Here is a 19257-nt window from a genome sequence, read left to right as displayed (position 1 = left end):
GAAACGCCGCAGCCTGCCAGGGCCCCGACGCGGATCAGGGGGGTATACGCCCGTGAGGCTCTGGTGTTTCGCCCAAAAGCAGGGCCCACAGGCCCGGTAACGCCGAAGCTTTTACTTCTGGGCCTGCTCAAGGATGGCTTTGCGGGATGCTTCGGCTTGCTCTTTGAGGACCTCGGGCGGAAACATGAACATCGGCAAGGCCGTCCAGTCCCCTGGTTCGGAACGAGCGCCAAGAAGCGGGCCGGCGAATGGCACGCGGGCGCCGACATCGCCCGGCAGGCCGAGATCGAAGGGATGATCCAGCGGTGCGTGGAGCAGGATACTGGCCTGCGTTCCCCGCAGGTCGCGTAGCCGGGCGGTGGGATCCCCGAGGTACACGTAGGAACCGTGCTCGCGGACCCACTGGGCGTCGAGCGGAGATGCGAGGACGTCGGGCGTTTCGGCATCGCGGAGCAGGAATACGCGGGCCGGCTCGCGCTCGTGCACGCCCCACAGTCCGTCGAGGTACTCGAATACTTCGCCCAGGTCGCCGGGAAGGTAGCCGTCATTCGCCTTGGCATACGCGGCGATCGCCATGCTTATGGCACGGAGATCGTGCATCGCATCATCGATCGGAGGGAGCGACGCGCCCTGTCGGATGGCGTCGAAGAGTTCGCCCGCGCCGCGCAGGCGGGCATCGAGCGACTCGCGATCCGCCAATTCGCCCCGCGTGTCCACCATCGCGAATGCCAGCCGACGCACGTGCTCGCGCAGCCGCCGGTCGGGCGTGAGCACCCAGGCATCGGGACGGGCCGACAGCAGCACGGTGAACATCGGGTTTGGGACGTGCCAGAGATTGGCGCCGTGTGCATGGCTGCGCCACATGCTATGTGCGTTGATCCACGCATCGCGTTCCGCATCGCTCTCGAACGCGGGAATGAAGGTGCTCTCCCGCGCGCGCGGCGAGAGGTAGATCTTGAACTGATCAGAAGCGTCCTGCGCCCCCTCATCGGTTTCGAGGTATGGGTACGTCGACGCCCAATCGGGAGGCGCCAGCCCGTCGTGTTCGGCCGCGTACGCACGCATGGCGCGGGCCAGCCGCGCGGCGTCCAGTTCAACCTGGCGGTACTGGGGCATGGGCGCGCCATCGCGAATGGCGCTCAGCGTCTTGCTGGATTCCTCGACGAGCCAGCGAGCCTCGGCCAGCGAGACCATTTCGACGTGGCCATCGAGGAATGCAACGGACACGAGCGCCCCGTCGGGATTGTCGGGCGTGGGCTGGGTCGCGAACGCTTGCTCAAAGTCAAGGTGGCCGATGGCGATATCGCCCCAATCGGGAACCTCGCTGGGCGACACGCCCGCCAGGCCGAGGTAGCCGTATCGCACGCCATCAGCGACCAATGCAGAACCGTCTTCGCTCGCTTGGCCGAGCGTGTCGGTCAGGATGCCAGCATCGAAGAACGCCCGAACATCGCCGGGCATGGCGTTGTGCTCGTGGCTGTACATGATGACCGCCTGGGCAAGGTGTCGGGCCGTCACCATCGCACGCATGCGGGCTTGCTGGTCGGGCGGGACGTCTTGCCCGGGCTGTGCACTCAGGATGGCTGAAGTCAACAGGATGAACGAGATTGCCAATCGAACGCGGAACATGTCGGGTACCTCCCGGGCGAGAAGACGTCTTGTGTTACCGGTTCTGGCTGGTCCCCGGTTGCAGGCGAGCGGCGCGAAAGCCCAGATTCGAGCCCACGACCCGCTCGAACCCGCCGCTGGGACTGTTGCCCAACTGGCTTGCGCCGTCGGGGTCGCGGATGATCATGGTGGTCGAGCCGCCGCCGTCGACGTTCAGAGCCATGTCTGCGCCCAGGTGAAAGAGGATCGCCGCCGCCTCGGCCAGCGACGCCCCGGTGCTGTAGCCGGGCTGGCGGCCGTCGATGGTGACGAGATAGAGCGTGGTGTGGTCATCGCTCACCCCCACGAGCGTGCGTGGATGGCGGGCCGTGGCGAAGTCGTCCCCACTCGCCACGATCCCGCCTTGGTCGAGGATCGTGCGACCGGCAATCGCGTGGGTGGGCGCGAAGTGCTCCATTTGATCGAGTTGGATCGATGTGAGCATGATGGCGTCGAGCGCCGAGTCATCGTGCACGCCGGCCTCGAAGATGAAAATGTCGCGCTGACTCTCACTTGACACCGGACTCACCAACTCGCCCTGAGCGATCGCGAGGCCAACCAGGTCCTTGGGCTCGCCGGGAACCAGGTTGCAGCATGGGCTGAAGAAGTGGGTGTTGATGGCGACGGCAAGGCCGTGCTCTTCGAGGAAGGCCCGCGTGGTCTGGCCGTTGGTCTCCAGCGGGGCCTCGCCATTGCCCGGCGTCGTGACGAGTTCGAGCCCCTCGGCTCCGGTGTCGATCCGCAGGGCCGAGACGACCAGCGGTCGGGGCACGTCGGTGGCCAGTTCGGCAAACTCGATGCCGTGGTAGATCGGACGCCAGCGGGGCTCGTCGGCGAAGAAGGGCTGGCTCGGCGGATCTGGCTCGGTCAGATCCGCCGGTGGCGGTGGCTGCTCGGCACTCGGCCGGACGGTGCTGCAAGCCGCGACCAACAAGGCTGGAACGAGGGCGAGAAATCGGTGCACGGCTTGGCTCCCTTGGGAACACAAGGTATGGAGCGGGGGATGGCCCCGCCACGGAGCATCTCCGGTGTTCGTTCGGTGTTCGGGCGCGCTATCGTCCGGGTCCGGCCCGGCGGATCGGGGCGGATTGGCTACGGGAAAGAGATGAGCACGGAAGCAGCGAGCATGGCGTCTTCGTCCAAGGCAGACAGGAAGAGCGAGATCGAGCCCAAGCCCCCACGCGGTGGGCGCAAGCGCCGAGGCGTGGTGGCGGCGGCCCCGGCCACCGTCGACGGGCCAGCCATCCGCGTGAAGGGCGCCCGCGAGCACAACCTCAAGTCGATCGACGTGACGATTCCGCGCGACAAGCTGGTGGTCATCACTGGGCTGAGCGGCAGCGGCAAGAGCTCGCTGGCCTTCGACACCATCTTCGCCGAGGGGCAGCGCAAGTACATGGAGAGCCTGTCGGCCTACGCCCGGCAGTTCCTCGACCAGCTCAAGAAGCCCGACATCGACGAGATCGAGGGCATCCCCCCCACCATCGCCATCGAGCAGCGGTCGGCTGCCCACAACCCGCGCTCGACCGTTGCGACGACCACCGAGATCTACGACTACCTGCGGCTGCTGTTTGCACGCTGTGGCACGCCGTACTCGTGGCGGCCAACCAAGACCAAGCGTGACGGCACCGTCACGGCCCGCAGCGGCAAGCGGATCAGCGCCACCAGCGCTACCCAGATCGTCGACGCGGTGCTCCGCTTCGGCGACGAGACGCGGCTGATGGTGCTCGCCCCCGTGCTGCGCGGCAAGAAGGGCTTTCACCGCGACGTGCTCGAGCGTTTGCAGGGCATGGGCTGGCAGCGGGCGCGCGTCAACGGCAACGTGGTCGACTTGCGCGACGTGCTCAAGGAGCCCAGCGACAACCCGCTGGACCTGGAGCGGTACGCCAAGCACGACATCGACGCCGTGGTCGACCGCGTGGTCATCCGCGAAGACGTGCGGCAGCGGCTGGCCGAGTCGATCGAGGCGGCGTTGCAGGTCGGTATGGGCTCGGTGGTCATCACGGTCGAAGAAGACGGCCAGTGGACTGACCACAGCTTCAGCGCCAAGCTGGCCGACCCGGACGACCCGGCGTACGCGCTCGACGAGCTCGAGCCGCGCGTATTCAGCTTCAACTCGCCCTTCGGCGCCTGCTCGACGTGCCTGGGGCTCGGGCACATCCTGGAGTTCGACGAGGAACTGGTCGCGCCCGACGCCGACCGCGGCATCCTGAGCGGCGGTATCGCGCCGTGGAAGAAGAGCGGGCCGGGGGGCATGGTCTACCCCAAGCGGCTTCGGTGGTTCTGCCGCAAGTTCGGCGTGCCCCAGAGTGCGTCATTGAATGACCTGAGCGACGAGGTGTACGACATCCTGATGCACGGGACCAGCCCCGATCAGGAAGAAACGTACAACGCGCACTGGGCCGGCGTGCTCGCGATGCTGCAGGACTGGTTCAACAAGACCGAGTCGAGCTGGGTGAAGGACCACCTGCACGCCTTCCAGAGCGAACGCATCTGCCCGACGTGCTGCGGCGATCGGCTGCGCATCGAGGCGCTGCACGTGTGCGTCAAGAGCCGCCACAAGGCCGACGTTGGGCGCGCGGCGTCGCCCACCGTGATCGGCCGCCCCACCAGCGACGGCACGATGCTCAACATCAGCGAGCTGAGCCGGCTGAACATCGACGACGCGATGTCGTTCGTCGAGGGGCTGGAACTCAGCGAAGAGGGGATGGCGATCGCCGAGCCCATCATGCGCGAGGTGGGCAACCGGTTGCGGTTCCTGCAGAGCGTGGGGCTGGATTACCTTTCCCTGGATCGACGGACCGCCACGCTCTCGGGCGGCGAGGCCCAGCGCATCAGGTTGGCCACCCAAGTCGGCAGCGGGTTGGTGGGCGCGTGCTACGTGCTGGACGAGCCGACCATCGGCCTGCACCAGCGCGACAACGATCGGCTCATCCGCACGCTGCGACACCTGACCGACATCGGCAACACCGTGCTCGTGGTCGAGCACGACGAGGACATGATCCGATCGGCCGACCACGTGCTGGACATCGGCCCGGGGCCGGGCGTGCACGGCGGGCGCGTCGTCGCCCAGGGCACGGTGGAGCAGGTATGCGCCACGCCGGGCTCGCTGACGGGCGAGTACCTGTCGGGCAAGCGGCGGATCGAGGTACCTCCGAGCCGGCGGACGATGGACGCGAAGAAGGCCGTCGTCGTCAAGGGCGCCAAGGAGAACAACCTCAAGGGCATCAACGCGGCATTTCCAGTGGGCGGCATCGTGTGCGTGACGGGCGTGTCGGGCAGCGGCAAGAGCACGCTGGTGAACGACATCCTGCTCAAGAGCCTCAAGAAGGAGATCACCGGCTCGCGCGTCAAGCCGGGCCAGCACACCCGCGTGAACGGAATGCAACGCATCGACCGGGTGATCGAGGTCGACCAGTCGCCCATCGGCCGCACGCCGCGGAGCAACCCGGCGACGTACACGGGGGTGTTCGACGACATCCGCAAGGTGTTCGCCGCAACGCGCGAGGCCAAGCTGCGCGGATACATGCCCGGGCGGTTCAGCTTCAACGTGCCGGCCGACCGCGTGGGCAAGGCCGGGGCGGGCGGTCGGTGCGAGGCGTGCCAGGGCCAGGGCGTCAAGAAGATCGAGATGCACTTTTTGCCCGACGTGTTCGTGCAGTGCGAGGTGTGCAAGGGCAAGCGGTACAACCGCGAGACGCTGGAGGTTCTGTACAAGGGCAAGAACATCGCCGATGTGCTGGCCATGACCATCGAGGACGCGTGCGGCTTCTTGGACGCGCACGGGAAGATCCTGCGATTCGTCGAGTGCCTGCGCGACGTGGGGCTTGGGTACCTGACGCTGGGTCAGCCCAGCACCACGCTCTCGGGTGGCGAGGCCCAGCGCGTGAAGTTGGCGACCGAACTGGGCAAGGGCACCCGCATCGACGGCACGCCCAGCACCGAGCACACGCTCTACGTCCTCGACGAGCCCACGACCGGCCTGCACTTCGAGGACATCAACCGGCTTGTGAGCGTGTTCGATCGCTTGGCCGACGCGGGCAACACGCTGGTGGTCATCGAGCACAACCTCGACGTGATCAAGCGGGCCGACTGGATCATCGACCTGGGCCCCGAGGGCGGCGACGGCGGCGGCACGATCGTGGCCGAGGGCCCACCCGAAGCGGTGGCGAAGGTGGAGAAGAGCCACACGGGGCGATACCTGAAGGACATGCTCAAGTAAACCAGACGAATTTCAAGCCGGTGCGCCGCTACCGCCCATTGGCCCCTCGCGCAGCAGGTCGTCGATCTCCGGCAGCCATCGGCGGGCCGTGGCGCAGTCGAAGCGCGGGGGGAGCGACGCGGGGGTGTTGCCCTTGCCCATGTGCCGGCTCAGCAGGCTCAGAAGACGCTCGAGCAGGCGGCTGGGGGCGAGCGCTCCGCCGCACCAGTAGTCGTGGTCGTGCCAGCTCAGGCTGACGGCATGGGTCGTGCTGCCATCGGGCGTGGTCAGCGTGACCTCGTAGAGCCAGCCGCCGCTCGTGGCGGTTTCGGTGCCAACCTCGATGGATCTTGCAGCCTGCGGCACGCGCGTCGGTATCCCTGACAATTCTCCGGCCCCGATCGCGACGGGCATAGGGGCCACTACCATCTGAGCGTTCGGACGGGATCTATTCGTTGGGCCCCGCCTTTCGGCTCCACTTGCCTTCTATCGGGTGAAAACGCGTGACATTCCTGCTCGAAACCATCCGATTGGGCATTGCCAATCTGCGCCTGCACAAGCTGCGGAGCTTTCTGACCGCCCTGGGCATCATCCTGGGCGTGGCGGCCGTGATCTGTATGGTGTCCATCGGCGAGGGCAGCAAGCAGGAGGCCCTGCGGCAGATCGAGCAGTTAGGCGCCCGGAACATCATCGTCCGCAGCCAGCGGCCACCCGAGGCCCAGCAACAGGGTCAGGAACGATCGTTCGTTGTCAACTACGGGATTACCTGGAATGACATGCGGATCATCAACGACAACTTCTCGGACGAGGCCCGGATCGTCGCGCTGAAGGAAATCGGGTCCGAACTCATCCGCGGTGCGAAGAAGCAGACCAGCCAGGCCTACGGCGTCGATCCGCTCTTGGCCGAGGTCGCAAATCTCCGCACGGCCCGGGGGCGGTACCTGACCGACAGCGACAACGCCGAACGGGCCATGGTGTGCGTCATCGGCCACGAGGTTGCCCGCCAGTTCTTTCCGCTCGAAGATCCCCTGGGCAATACGCTCCGCGTCGACGACAAGGCGCTGCGCATCGTCGGCGTGCTGGCGCCCGTGGGGCTGGCGGGCGGTGCGGGCTCGGCCCTGGTCGGTCGTGATCTGAACCAGGACGTCCACGTGCCGATCGAAACGGCGCGATACGTCTTTGGCGATACGGTCTTCCGCCGCACCAGCGGTTCGTTCAACGCCGCCGAAGTCCACGTCAGCGAGCTCTATCTGACCGTGCCGGAACGCGAGCAGGTCGTCGGGCTGTCGCAACGCCTGGAGCGCGTGCTCCAGACGCGGCGCGACGGGATGAGCGACGTGACCATGGTGGTGCCGTTCGAGTTGCTCGAGAACGCCGAGCGGGCGGCCCTGCGCGGCACGCTCATGCTCATGGCCATCGCGGGCATCAGCCTCTTGGTGGGCGGCATCGGCATCATGAACATCATGCTCGCGACGGTGACCGAGCGCACGCGCGAGATCGGCATCCGCCGGGCCCTGGGCGCCACGCGCAAGCACATCGTCTGGCAGTTCCTGGTCGAGACCAGCGTGCTGAGCCTCATCGGCGGGCTGATCGGCGTGGCCATCGGCGTGGGGCTGAGCCTGCTGCTGGGCTGGGCGGTGCCGATGCTGCCCAACGTGCCGCTTGTGGGCCGGTTCATTCCCAGCGACGCCAGCCTGCCGACGCAGCTCGCTTGGTGGTCGGTGGTGGTCGCAATGACCGTGGCCGTGCTGACGGGGCTCGTCTTTGGCCTCTACCCGGCCCGCAAGGCGGCAAGGCAGGACCCGATCGTGGCCCTGCGGCACGACTGAGCATGGGCGGCTCATTCCACGGCCGGGGGCGTCTTCGGTGAGAGCGGGGCAGGGAACCTCCCGCCGCTCTTCTTAAGCAATTCGAGCCTCAGTTCCAAGCGTTGCGCCTCGAGGCGGTCGTGGAGCATTGTCAACAGCGGGCCGGCGTGGCGGGGCAGTTCGTCGGGCATGATCGGCTCGCCATAGTGCACGCCGATGGGGCCGTGGAACAGGCTGGGCCGCTTCTGGCCCGGTGGGAAGACGTCGAACACGCCGTCGATGGCCACGGGCAGCAGCGGGCAGCGGGCCTTGCGCAGGACGAGGGCCATGCCGCGTTTGAGCGACATGACGTGGCCGTCGCGCGTGCGACGTCCCTCGGGAAAGAGCAGCACCGCTCCGCCGGCGTGCAGGCGGCCGATGACGGCCTCGAGCGCGGCACGATCACCGGAATCTTCCTTGATGGGAAATGCGTTGAAGGTACTGATGAAGCGTCCGAAGACGGGATTCTTGAACAGCCCGGCGCGCGCAAGGTAATCCAGTGGCCGCGAAGTGATGCCTGCGCCGATGAGCGGCGGGTCGTAGTACGACTGGTGATTTGCAACGACGAGCACGGGCCCGGTCTCTGGCACGCGCTCGGGGTGCAGCCATTGGACATCATGGAAGCCGCGGAACCAGGCACGCGTGAGCGGCTGGCCGATCCGGTATGCCAGGGATTTCTGCGGAGACGGCTGGGCTTGGTCGGTGCTCACGCGACGCCGACGCGATCCAGGACGTCGCGCTCCAGGCGGTCGACCACGCCGTCGAAGTCCAACTCGGTGGTGTCGACGACGATCGCGCCGTCGGGGCAAATGAGCGGACCCTCGTCGCGGCTGCGATCAAGCTCGTCCCGGCGAGCGAGGTCTTCGACGAGTTCCTCGGCTTCCACGGGATAGCCGGCTTCGCGAAGCTGATCGGCCCGGCGTTCGGCCCGGACCTTGAGGTCGGCATCGAGGAAGAACTTGACCAATGCATCGGGGAAGACCACCGAGCCCTGGTCGCGTCCCTCGGTGACCAGGCGGGGGTGCTGCTGGCCGATGAGCCGCTGCTTGCGGACCATGTGGCGGCGTAGTTCGGCGATGCCGGCGACGATCGAAACGGCCTTGGTGACGTCGGGTGTTCGGATGCGGTCGTTCAGCGGCTCGAAGCGGGCGTGCTCGGAGATCCAGGCCATGATGGCCGGCGGGTCACGCGTCCAGTCGAAGTGCAAGTCGGCTTCGGTGACGATGTCGACGAACTTCGAGGTGGCGGCGGCGTCCTTTGCAGCGATGGCCTCGATCATGCCGCGATCGATGGCGATGGCCGCGGCGGCACGGTACATGGCGCCGGTATCGAGCAGGTCGAGCCCAAGTCGCTCGGCGAGCGCCTGGGCGACGGTGCTCTTGCCCGTGCCGGCGGGCCCGTCGATGGTGACGATGATGTCCACGTCGTGAGGAATCACGCTGGCTCGCTTGGCCGAGGGCCGACGATCGCCCGGGTCGCCCGCCCGTTCGCGGCGGTCAACGGCGACCGGGACCGCGACGGCCGCCGACCGGAGCGTATCCCCCTGGCGGCTCATGGCTCGTCTCCTTCGTCGCCCTGAGCCTTCCTGGAGGTTTTCTTGGTGGTCTTTTTCGAGGTCTTCCTGGTCGTCTTCTTCGTGGTTTTTTTGGCCGACTTATTTGCCGGGGACTTTGGAGCCGCCGGCTCGTCCTGTTCGTCCCCGTCGTCGTCAGGGCCATCCGACTCGTCCGGGGCCGAGTCGTCGGCATCCGGCGCGTCGTCATCCTCGTCGTCGTCTTCATCGTCGGCCCCGCCGTCGCTCAAGATCGCGTCCAGCAGGGCGGCGGCGGCCGCGTCCATCTCGTCGTCGTACTCGTCCTCGTCGTCCTGCACGAGGCTGAACGGGCCACCCTTGCCCTCAGCGGCCAGCGTGAATCCCTCACGGCTTCGACGCAGGCCCATCCGCAGGTCGCCTGCGCCCCGGTAGTCGAGCCCCACGGCGCCGTCGTAGCCCACTGCTGCGATCGCTTCGACCACGGCGGCCAGGTCGTACCCCTCGTGCTCGACGATGGCGCGTTCGTCGTCCAGGTCCCCCTCGACGGCCCGGAAGCCGAGCGTCGTGCCCAGCACGGCCGAGGCGTAGGGCGTGACCTTCCGCAGGTAGGCGGGCGGATCTTCGTGCTCGGCGGCGTGTGCGAAGTCGGGCATGGTGCCCACCCGGAAGCCGCCGATCTTCTTGAGCAGTTCGGTCAGGCGTTCGGGCGACGACGTCAGGCCCGGCGTTTTGCTCGACCCGGGCATGATGAGCAGGTTGAGTTCACGCTGCTCGGCGTCGCCCATGAGGGCCTTGAACCGTTCGGCAACGATCTCGAGGGCCTCGGGCGTGTCGGGCGCCTTGATGGCGACTCCGGCGGCATTGCAGCCCAGCAGGCTGGCAGCGGCCATGACGCGTCGGATGCGCTCGGCGGCCGCGCTCGCGTCGGCTGCGGCGAGGTTCTGCGGGTCCTCTTCGAGCAGCACCAGACACGAGCAGCGGGCACGATCGGCCGCATCGCGGAGGCGGGAAAGGTCGTCACGTGTCCGGCCTGCCAGCAGATCGGCCGAGAGCATGAGGCCATGCAGGCCCAGCTGCTCGTGCGCAAAGCGTGGCAGGTCGGTCAGGGGCAGGCTGGCGTCCTTGCCCACGAGCATCGGGCGCAAGGAGCGGGCGGCAAGGGCGAGCAGCATCGGACCACTGTAGACGCCCGAGCGGCGGGCATCCCCCGCGAAGGGGCAACGAGGTGGCTTCCGGGACGCTGGCCGATAGCATTGGCTCGACGGGCCGGCCCCCACCGCTGCGGACGCCGGTTTATCGACCCGCACGACCCGTACTAGAGGACCCTCAGACCATGCCCGCACCCGACGACCGCCGCTACAGCGACTCCCACGAATGGCACAAGCCCGAAGGCGACGTCGTGGTCATTGGCATCACCCAGTTTGCCGTCGATCAGCTCACCGACGTGACGTTCGTCGAGATGAAGGCCGTGGGTACGAGCCTGAGCAAGGGCGATGCCATCGGCGAGGTCGAATCGGTGAAGACCACCAGCGACATCTACTGCCACGTCGACGGCGAGATCGTCGAGGTCAACGACGCCCTGGGCGACAACCCGGGCCTGATCAATGAAGACTGCTACGGCAAGGGCTGGCTGGTGAAGGTGAAGGCCAGCAACGCGAGCCAACTCGACGAGATGATGGATGCCGGCGCCTATGCCGACAGTGGCGGGGCGTGAAAGCGCCCGGCCGCCGAGCCAAACAACTGGCATGATCCGTTGCACCGGTCTGCAGAAGCGATACAGCCTCGGCGAGCGCACCGTGCACGCCTTGCGGGGCTTGGACCTGGAAGTCGACGGGCCGGGCTTCTTTGCCATCATGGGCCAGTCGGGCAGCGGCAAGAGCACGCTGCTGCACCTGCTGGCCGCGATGGACACGCCCGACGAGGGCCAGATCGAGGTCGCGGGCGTCCGCGTCGACACGCTGAGCGAACGCGAAGCCAACGCATATCGTCGCAAGTCGATCGGCATTATCTTCCAGCAGTTCAATCTCATTCCAACCCTGTCAGCGCTCGAGAACGTGTCGCTTCCGGCTGCCTTAGCCGGTGAGGACACGCCCGGCATGCGCGAGCACGCTCGGGCCCTGCTGGACCGACTGGGCGTGGGCGACCGGGGCGACCACCGCCCCGATGCGCTGAGCGGCGGCGAGCAGCAGCGCATTGCCATTGCGCGCGCGCTCCTGTTCTCGCCCCGCGTGATCCTGGCCGACGAGCCAACGGGCGCACTGGATTCGCAGACCGGCGAGAAGCTCTGGAACCTGCTGGGGGACGTGGCCCGGGAGCAGGACGCCACGGTGCTCATGGTCACGCACGAGCCTGCGGCCGCGTCGCACTGCCAGCGGGTGTACGTCTTGCGGGACGGCGTGATGGACGGACACATCGAAACGGAGGGGCTCGATGCGGCCGGCGTGGCGGCTCGGTATCACCAGCGCGTGGCGCAGGCGGGCTAGGACCGCCCTGCTCACGTCGGCGGTCGCCCTCTCGGCGGCGCTCATTGCCGCGGTGGCGTGCGCGCTGTCGTCGGCAAACAACGCCGTCAACGCTCGCATGGACGCTACGTTCGGCGCCGCCCAACTCCGCCTGGAGCCCACCGGCCGGGGGGGCATGATGCCCGCCGATGCGCTCGACGTGGTGCGATCATGGCCCGAGGTCGAAGCGGCCGCCCCCCGGCTCTCCAAGGACCTGGCGTTGCAGATTTCTCGCGAGGTGTACACGCCCAGAGATGACGAGCCCGAGGGCCCCTACTACCGTCGGCAGGCGAACTTTCGAGTGAATGCCATGGGCATCGGCGTCGATCCGGACGCCGAGGCACGGTTGCGTCCGATCCGCATCGTGGCCGGCCGGGCCCCCGAGCAACCGGGCGAGGTCGTCATCGATGCCACGCTCGCGGGCCGGCTGACCTGGCAGGGCAGCCTGGAGCAGATCCGCAAGATCGGGGTATTCGACCGGGCCGATCCATTGATCGCCGAAGATGGCGAGGATCCGCTGCCCGGCCCTCCGTCCGAAGCGCCAACAAATCCAGGCGAAGCGGAGGCCTTCAACGACCTCCAGGGCGTTCGGCTGGGCGACACCGTGACGGTGCGTCGCCTGTTTGGCACATCGGAGCTGACCGTGGTGGGCATGAGCGAGCCGCCGCCGCTGGGCGGGCGGCCGCAGGCATTTCTGACCCTGGAGGGCCTGCGACAGGCGACCGGGCGCGGCGGCGGCGACGAACTCACGCAGGTGGACATCACCGTCCGGCCCGGCCTGGATCCACAGGCGATCGTCGACGCCCGGCAGCAAGACGTGCCCGAGGGCGCCGTCCTCCAGACCACCGAGCGCATCACCAGCGGGCTTGATCGCAACATGCGCAGCGGGCAGTTCGGCCTGTCGCTGGCGATCCTGCTTGCACTGCTTTCGGCGGCATTCATCATCGTAACGGGGCTTGGGGCGGGCGTCGTCGAACGCCAGCGCGAACTGGGCATGCTTCGATGCATCGGCGCCTCGCGCAGCCAGATCGCCCAGGCGCAGCTTGTAGAAGGCCTGCTCATCGGAATCACCGGCGCCTGCATCGGGGTGCCGTTGGGCGTAGGCGTGGCCGCTGCGGGCGCCTGGTATTACCGCGAAGTGCTGCCAGGGGGACTGGCGACGCCGCCGGCGATGCTGGCGCTGGCATTCTTCGGATCGATCATCGCCGGGGTTCTGGGCGCCGCCTGGCCGGCATGGCGCGCCAGCCGGACCAGCCCGATGGGCGCGCTTGCAAGCCGAGCGAAGGCGCCACGCGCCCGGACGATGGTCGTGCTTGCCTCGCTCGGGCTGATGCTGCTGGCGGTCCAGGCCATCGCCGTCGGCGTGCCAGACGACGGCCAGATCGTGTTCTGGAGCTACGCGACGTTCGGCTTGCCGGCGATGTTCGTGGGCTACTTCTTGCTTGGGCCTCCGGTCGTGTTCGTGGTGGCGTTGCTGCTGGCCGGACCGCTTTCGACGCTGCTGCGACTGCCAGCCAGGGTCGTGCAGCGAAGCGTGCGGTCGATGCCGTATCGGCTGGGCTTTACGGCCGGCGCGCTCATGACGGGGCTGGCGTTGATGATCTCGAACTGGATCACCGGCGGCGCCATGCTGCGTGACTGGCTGGGGCAGATCGACTTTCCTGATGCCTTCGTCAGCGGACTGCGGCTCACCGAAGACAGCCGTCGCACCCTCGATGAACTGCCCTTCGTCGAGCGCACGTGCGCGGTCACGCTGTTCCCGGTCGAGACCGACGCGTTCGGCATCCGTGCGCTGCAGACGTATCAGACGACGTTCGTCGCTTTCGAGCCCGAGCCCTTCTTCGAGATGACCCGGCTCGTGTGGGTTCAGGGCGATCCCGAGGTCGCCAAGCGACGGCTGGCCGAAGGCGGGGCCGTGCTGGTGGCCCGCGAATTCAACGTGGCCCAGGGACTGGGCGTAGGCGATACGTTCACCTGCCGGGTGCAAGGCGAAGAGCACGACTTCGAGGTCGTCGGCGTGATCGCCAGCCCGGGCCTGGAGGTCGTCGGCCAGTACTTCAACGCCGGCGAGGACCTCGCGCGTCAGGCCGTGCATGCTGTGTTCGGCACGCGGCGAGACCTGATCGACCGCTTCAACGTCAACGCCATCCATCTCATCCAGATCGATCTCGACGAGGAAACCAACGATGAGGTGGCCGTCGCCGAGATCCGCGACGCCCTCTTCGGCAGCGGCGTGCTCGATGCGGGCAGCGGCCGGCAGATCAAGCGTGAGATCGAGACCGTCGCGAACACAACGCTTGCCGTGTTCTCGGCCGTTGCGGTCATGGCGATGCTCGTGGCGTGCTTCGGGGTTGCGAACCTCGTGGTGGCGGGCATCCATGCGCGGCGATACGAGCTCGGCGTGTTGCGGGCCATCGGCGCATCGCGCGGGGTGGTCGCGCGACTGGTCCTGGCCGAGGCGGTGCTCGTCGCCATCGGGGCCATCGTGCTGGGCACCGCCCTGGGCTTTCAGGCAGCGTGGGCCGGCCAGCGCCTCTATGCGTTGCTCGCTGGGTTGACGCTCTCGCTGCGGCCGCCCATCGGTCCGCTGGTGTTCAGTTGGATCGTGACGATGGTGCTGACGCTGTTCGCGGCGGCGCCCGCCGTGCTCGCACTATCGCGGCGCAAGCCACTCGATCTGTTGGGGGCACGTGGGGGTTGAGCACCGATATCATGCCTTGTGACTGATACCAGAACAACGACCGTCGCCGAACCGCAGCCCGAGGGCCAGCCCACAAGTTTTCCAAAGGAAAAGATCCGCATCGTGCTGCTCGAGGGCGTACACGACTCGGCCCGTGAACAACTCGAATCGGAGGGCTTCTGCGTCGAGCAGCTTCCCGGGGCCTGCACCGGCGCGAGCATGACCAAGGCCATCGCCGGTGCGCACGCAATTGGCATCCGCAGCAAGTCTCAGCTCAATGCCGACGCCTTGCGTCATGCCGATAAGCTCCTGACAGTGGGCTGCTTCTGCATCGGCACGAACCAGGTCGACCTCGGCAAGGCCGCCTCGATGGGCGTGCCGGTCTTCAACAGCCCGTTCAGCAACACCCGCAGCGTGGCCGAACTGGTCATCGCCGAGATCATCGCCCTGCACCGCCGCCTGCTCGATCGCTCCATGCAGATGCACGCCGGGCAGTGGCGCAAGAGCAGCGCGGGCAGCCACGAAGTGCGCGGCCGGACGCTGGGCATCGTCGGGTATGGCCGCATCGGCTCGCAGGTGAGCGTGCTGGCCGAGGCGATGGGCATGCGGGTGATCTACCACGACGTCGTCCCGACGCTCTCGATGGGCAATGCCAGCGCGGCTGGTTCGCTCGACGACCTGCTCCAGAAGAGCGACGTGGTGACGCTGCACGTTCCGGCGACCAAGGGAACCAACGGGCTCATCGGTGAGCGTGAATTGGTCCTGATGCGCGAAGGCGCCATGTTGCTGAACAACTCGCGTGGCAGCGTCGTCGACATCGAGGCGCTCGCCGGCGCGCTGCGCAGCGGCCGCCTGGGCGGGGCCGCGGTCGACGTGTTTCCCAAAGAGCCCTCGAGCAATGACGAGCCGTTCGACAGCCCCCTGCGCGGGCTGGAAAACGTCATCCTCACGCCCCACGTCGGGGGCTCGACGGGCGAGGCCCAGGAAGCGATCGCGCGCGACGTTGCCGGCAAGCTCACGCGATTCATCAACGTGGGCTCGACCACCGGCGCCGTCAACGTACCGCAGGTCGAATTGCCCGAGCAGCCCGCACGCGATCGCGCCAGGCCGCACCGCATCCTGCACTTCCACAAGAACGTGCCCGGCGTGCTTGGCAGGCTGCATGAGGCTCTGAGCGCCCACGGCGCCAACGTGAGCGGCGAGGTGCTCGGCACGAATCAGGATCTCGGCTACGTCGTGCTCGACGTGGATCCCGGCGATTCGCGGCCCGTGGTCGAGGAACTCGAAGCCATCCCCGAGACCATCCGCGTCCGCGTGTTGTGGTAAGGGCGGCCGGCACGCCAGCCGCGACGATGAACACATGTTCATGCGCGCACCGCATCGGCATGTGAAGCTGTACCATGCTTGGGCCGAAGGAGGTGTTCAGGTGCACGAACATGCCGCGAAAAGGCAGAGTGCGGACGCCGAACGCCCGGAGCGAGCACCGCGTCGCCCGCACGGCTCTTACGTTCGCTTCTTCGCGATGATCGCCACGTCGATGGTGGTCATGTTCTGCCTGATGTACCTGCATTCGTACCAGTTGATCGACCACGCGTGGTTCAGCGAGACGCGACTATTTATGACGCTCATCATGGGCGGGGGCATGGTGCTCGTCATGCTGGGGTACATGCTGGGCATGTACCGGAATACCGTGAAGAACCTGGCGACGGTCGGGGTGGGCGTCCTGCTGATCGCCGCGGGCATCTTCCTCGTTCGCAGCCAGATCACGGTCAGCGACGCTGATTACATGGAGGGCATGATCCCCCACCACTCGATCGCCATCCTGACCAGCGAGCGGGCCCGCATCGTGGACCCACGCGTGCGCGAACTGGCCGACGAGATCATCAAGGCCCAGCGGCGCGAGATCAAAGAGATGGAGTGGCTCATCGCCGACATCCGCGAGAACGGCATCGCCCGGGATCCGCAGGAGGCCCAGGCCCGAGCGGTGCCGCCGTTTGATGCGACCCCGGAATGAACAACCGGCCGCACGGCGACCGGTCTCGACGAAATCAAACGCGATGCAAGTGGCGAGGGAGGGACTCGAACCCTCGACCTCCGGGTTATGAATCCAGCGCTCTAGACCAGCTGAGCTACCTCGCCTGGAAGTGCCCACCTTCTCTTACGAGAGGCGGGTCGAGATAATAGCGGGGCAAGGCCCCCCGATCCGGGCTGGCGAAGCCTCAGCTGGTGCGAGGCTGGCCCTCGCCCGGGGCCGGATCGCGAACGGGCTGGGCCTGAGGCGCGTCCGGACGGCCGACGTCGCCGGCGGGAGGGTCATCGTGGAAGGCATCGCCTCGGTAGGCGGTGCCCTTGGGGGCCTCCAGTTCGGGCGTGGCCGGCGGGCGGTCGCCCTGGGGCCTCACGTCGCGGCTGTCGGGCTTGCGAGACTCTTCCTCGATCTCGTCGGTGATGCCCTTGACGCCCCGCTTGAACTCGATGATGGCCTTCCCCACGTTCCGACCAACGTCGGGCAAGCGGCGGCCGAAGAGCAGCACCGCGACGATCAGGATCGCCCCGATCTCCATGGGGCCCAGCGGCCCGATCAGGGCCAGGGGAAGGTTCAGGATGGCGGCACTGGGCATGGCGTTCCTCTCACGCAATCCAAGCCGACGCGGGGGGACAAGTCAAACGGGCGGCCCTTCCGCGGGCGTCTCAATACCTGCATAACAGCTTGCCAGCACAGAACTTGCAGCTTCGGGCCGGTCTGCTTTGACGCTCAGAGCCCAAGCCGTCGCAATACGTCATCGAGGATGGCCCGGGCGGCAACCTCGTCGCCCGCGGGCTCGAGGGAGATCTCCACCCCGACCGCGGCGGGCGTCAGGGCCGTGCGGACCACCACCCGCCGGTAGTCCCCCAGCACGGTGCCGTCGGGGCCACGGGCGGCAAGGTACCCCCGATCGGCGGTCGCTTCGTCGGCCACGATGGCGTAGCCCCGGGCCTGCAGGGCTTCCACCGCCGCGTAATGAGCCCCGGGCACGCCCACCGCGTCGGGCACCTCGGCCGAAAGCGTCCGCCCCTTCCAGGTCGCCACGGTGCGGCTCTCGCCCTGGTATCGCTCGGAGGTCTGGCACCCGCCCACCAGCAGCGGCGCGGCCGGCACGGCCAGGGCGATCAGGAGGGCGGCGGGGTGTCTTGCTTTGGCAGCCATCGGTTCATGTCCAGATCGGCCGGGTCGATGGAAAGGCCGGAATCTTTGAGCAATTCCCGCACGTCGGCGGGCAGTTCGTCGGCCGATTCGGGCTGAGGGAGTGGCGGCGGCGGAGGCGGTGCGGGCCGGGGATCGGGCCGAGGCGGTTGCTTCGATGTGTCCGGCCTGCCCGTGGCGTTGAGGAGATCCTTGGGGATCTTCAGCCGCTCGTGCGCATGGGGGCTGGCGGCGCGTGCGCGATCCCGCTCACGCTGGCGCTGGGCTTCCAGCCCGCGCCGGGCGGCATTCGAGACGTCGGACACCGGTCGCTCACCCGCCGGAGCCTCGTTAGCCTGGGCGCCATAGCCGAAGAGGGTCATCCAATACCCCACCGCGTACTCGTTCAGCGGCACCTGGGTGGCATAGCCGGGCAAGGGCCTGGCCCGCGGCTTGGCGCTGTCACTGGCCAAGTGCTGGAGGAAGGCCTCGCTGGTGACGCTCTGGGCCCGCCGCCGGCGTGCGGCCTGGACGAGGCGGCGATCGGTCGAGACCACCAGCAGCCGCCGCGGAGCGGTGTCGCGGGCCAGTAGCAGCTCGATGACGTCGTCGGCCTCCTGGTGGGCCCCGGCGTAGACCACGTCGAGCCCGGCGACTTCCCGGCCCGACGGGGCCGTGTTCGTCGCCTCGGGAGGGCCCGATGCGCCGCCGCCCCCCGCCTCGGTCGCACGCCCCGGCCCGACGCCGTCGCACACCAGCACCGCACGCCGCTTTCCGTAGCGGCTGGCTGCAATCAAACGCGCCAGGCCGGGAACGTCCAGGCCGCTCAGGTGCTCGGGCAGCACGCCGATGGCGTGGAGGACGTTGGATGTATCGATGAGCAGCATGCGCGAGAGAGCGAGCTACGAGCCACTCTCGAGCGTCTCGATGGCCCGCTCGACGTCCTTGCGGACGCGGGCCCAGCCGTCCTGGAGTTGCTGCTCGCTGGTCGTCTCGAGCCCCGCGGCGGCCGAGCGTTCGCGATCGAGCGCGATCTTGGCATCGAGGCCGTATGGATCGTCCAGGTCGATCTCTCGGAACTCGGCCAGCACGCGCCCGCGCTGGGCGGCGTCGAAGTCTGGAGCGCAATACATCGCAGCGTCGGCGGCGAACGCCAGGACGGCGATGCCCACGAGCCACTCGATGATCGAATCGGCGCCGTCTTCGGCCGTGTGCCGGGCCATGCGCACGAGCCCGGCCACGCGCCGCGAGGCGCGATCGCCGTCGCCCGCCGCGGCCAGCCTGCGGGCATCGACGTTGAGCACGCGCGCCAGGGCCCGCACCTTGCCCAGGTGGGGCAGCAAGGTGTCCACGCCGGTCTGCTCGGGCAGGCCCCAGTCGCATTCGGTCATCCGCGAGGCGTAGGCCAGCCGGTCGATCAGGTCCCCGTTGGCCTCCAGTTCGGCCACGAGTTGTGCATCGGGCGGGCCCTCGACCATCGCCACGCGCGTCAGGAACGGCTGGCCCATCGCCGCGTGCAGCGACAGGTACTCCTCGCCCGCGTCGCCCTGCACGGGCTCATCGGCCTGGACCACGACGGCGGACGCCGCCTGCTCGCCGCAGCCCATCAGGAATGCGGCCGCGGCGAAGAACACGATGCTCGGCAATGCTCGCATGGATCCCCCTTCGGCGATGCTAGACCGTGGCG

At 67.9% G+C, this 19257-nt stretch carries 17 protein-coding genes and 1 tRNA gene; 7 read left to right on the top strand and 11 right to left on the bottom strand.

The annotated features are described in order from the left end of the window. Positions 1-111: 111 nt before the first annotated feature. Both RIE32_10830 and RIE32_10825 read right to left on the bottom strand, forming a co-directional pair. A complete protein-coding gene (locus RIE32_10830; protein ID MEQ9096744.1) occupies positions 112-1629 on the bottom strand; it encodes a hypothetical protein in 1518 nt (505 codons plus the stop codon). A gap of 34 nt (positions 1630-1663) precedes the next feature. Then, complete coding sequence (locus tag RIE32_10825) at positions 1664-2611, bottom strand: phosphodiester glycosidase family protein (protein MEQ9096743.1); 948 nt, start codon at positions 2609-2611, stop codon at positions 1664-1666. Between the two features lie 141 nt (positions 2612-2752). Between RIE32_10825 and uvrA the strand changes: the two genes are divergently transcribed. Then, the gene (gene uvrA, locus RIE32_10820; GenBank protein ID MEQ9096742.1) at positions 2753-5866 is read left to right on the top strand and encodes an excinuclease ABC subunit UvrA; all 3114 of its coding nucleotides are present in this window, start codon (positions 2753-2755) and stop codon (positions 5864-5866) included. Between the two features lie 12 nt (positions 5867-5878). On the opposite strand, the gene RIE32_10815 is transcribed toward uvrA, so the two are convergent. Then, positions 5879-6211: a hypothetical protein gene (locus tag RIE32_10815; protein MEQ9096741.1), complete on the bottom strand. Its 333-nt coding sequence runs from the start codon at positions 6209-6211 to the stop codon at positions 5879-5881. A gap of 137 nt (positions 6212-6348) precedes the next feature. On the opposite strand from RIE32_10815, the gene RIE32_10810 reads away from it, so the two are divergent. Beyond that, the gene (locus RIE32_10810) at positions 6349-7674 is read left to right on the top strand and encodes an ABC transporter permease (protein ID MEQ9096740.1); all 1326 of its coding nucleotides are present in this window, start codon (positions 6349-6351) and stop codon (positions 7672-7674) included. 11 nt (positions 7675-7685) lie between these two features. Here the strand turns inward: RIE32_10810 and RIE32_10805 are convergent, their stop codons facing one another. From RIE32_10805 to RIE32_10795, 3 genes are read right to left on the bottom strand one after another with little or no spacing between them, the layout of a single operon-like run. Continuing rightward, positions 7686-8402 carry a lysophospholipid acyltransferase family protein gene (locus tag RIE32_10805; GenBank protein ID MEQ9096739.1) on the bottom strand — a complete coding sequence of 239 codons (717 nt, stop codon included), beginning with the start codon at positions 8400-8402 and terminating at the stop codon, positions 7686-7688. Beyond that, positions 8399-9247 carry a (d)CMP kinase gene (gene cmk / locus RIE32_10800; protein ID MEQ9096738.1) on the bottom strand — a complete coding sequence of 283 codons (849 nt, stop codon included), beginning with the start codon at positions 9245-9247 and terminating at the stop codon, positions 8399-8401. Before cmk ends, RIE32_10805 begins: the two co-directional genes overlap by 4 nt. After that, a complete protein-coding gene (locus RIE32_10795) occupies positions 9244-10398 on the bottom strand; it encodes a TIM barrel protein (protein ID MEQ9096737.1) in 1155 nt (384 codons plus the stop codon). The genes cmk and RIE32_10795 overlap by 4 nt, the downstream gene beginning before the upstream one ends. Before the next feature lie 161 nt (positions 10399-10559). Between RIE32_10795 and gcvH the strand changes: the two genes are divergently transcribed. The 5 genes from gcvH (at position 10560) to RIE32_10770 (ending at position 16421) form a co-directional block, all read left to right on the top strand. Further along, the gene (gene gcvH, locus RIE32_10790; protein ID MEQ9096736.1) at positions 10560-10940 is read left to right on the top strand and encodes a glycine cleavage system protein GcvH; all 381 of its coding nucleotides are present in this window, start codon (positions 10560-10562) and stop codon (positions 10938-10940) included. A gap of 31 nt (positions 10941-10971) precedes the next feature. Beyond that, the gene (locus RIE32_10785) at positions 10972-11709 is read left to right on the top strand and encodes an ABC transporter ATP-binding protein (GenBank protein ID MEQ9096735.1); all 738 of its coding nucleotides are present in this window, start codon (positions 10972-10974) and stop codon (positions 11707-11709) included. Then, complete coding sequence (locus RIE32_10780; GenBank protein MEQ9096734.1) at positions 11657-14428, top strand: FtsX-like permease family protein; 2772 nt, start codon at positions 11657-11659, stop codon at positions 14426-14428. Before RIE32_10785 ends, RIE32_10780 begins: the two co-directional genes overlap by 53 nt. 18 nt (positions 14429-14446) lie before the next feature. Continuing rightward, positions 14447-15733: a phosphoglycerate dehydrogenase gene (serA, locus tag RIE32_10775; GenBank protein ID MEQ9096733.1), complete on the top strand. Its 1287-nt coding sequence runs from the start codon at positions 14447-14449 to the stop codon at positions 15731-15733. A 196-nt stretch (positions 15734-15929) separates the two neighbouring features. Beyond that, positions 15930-16421 carry a DUF305 domain-containing protein gene (locus tag RIE32_10770; GenBank protein MEQ9096732.1) on the top strand — a complete coding sequence of 164 codons (492 nt, stop codon included), beginning with the start codon at positions 15930-15932 and terminating at the stop codon, positions 16419-16421. Positions 16422-16471: 50 nt separating this feature from the next. On the opposite strand, the gene RIE32_10765 is transcribed toward RIE32_10770, so the two are convergent. From RIE32_10765 to RIE32_10745, 5 genes are all read right to left on the bottom strand, one after another. Continuing rightward, a tRNA-Met gene (locus tag RIE32_10765) sits at positions 16472-16546 on the bottom strand. Between the two features lie 80 nt (positions 16547-16626). Continuing rightward, positions 16627-17028 (bottom strand): twin-arginine translocase TatA/TatE family subunit, encoded by a 402-nt coding sequence (locus tag RIE32_10760; protein MEQ9096731.1) that lies wholly within the window; start codon positions 17026-17028, stop codon positions 16627-16629. A gap of 134 nt (positions 17029-17162) precedes the next feature. After that, on the bottom strand, positions 17163-17594 hold the full coding sequence (locus tag RIE32_10755) for a hypothetical protein (protein ID MEQ9096730.1): 432 nt from the start codon (positions 17592-17594) through the stop codon (positions 17163-17165). Continuing rightward, the gene (locus RIE32_10750; protein MEQ9096729.1) at positions 17558-18457 is read right to left on the bottom strand and encodes an NYN domain-containing protein; all 900 of its coding nucleotides are present in this window, start codon (positions 18455-18457) and stop codon (positions 17558-17560) included. Before RIE32_10750 ends, RIE32_10755 begins: the two co-directional genes overlap by 37 nt. Before the next feature lie 15 nt (positions 18458-18472). Beyond that, positions 18473-19225 carry a hypothetical protein gene (locus RIE32_10745; protein MEQ9096728.1) on the bottom strand — a complete coding sequence of 251 codons (753 nt, stop codon included), beginning with the start codon at positions 19223-19225 and terminating at the stop codon, positions 18473-18475. Between the last annotated feature and the right edge of the window lie 32 nt (positions 19226-19257).

The organism is Phycisphaerales bacterium (assembly GCA_040221175.1).
Classification (GTDB): Bacteria; Planctomycetota; Phycisphaerae; order Phycisphaerales; family UBA1924; genus JAHCJI01.
This window is presented reverse-complemented; position numbering and strand designations above follow the sequence as displayed.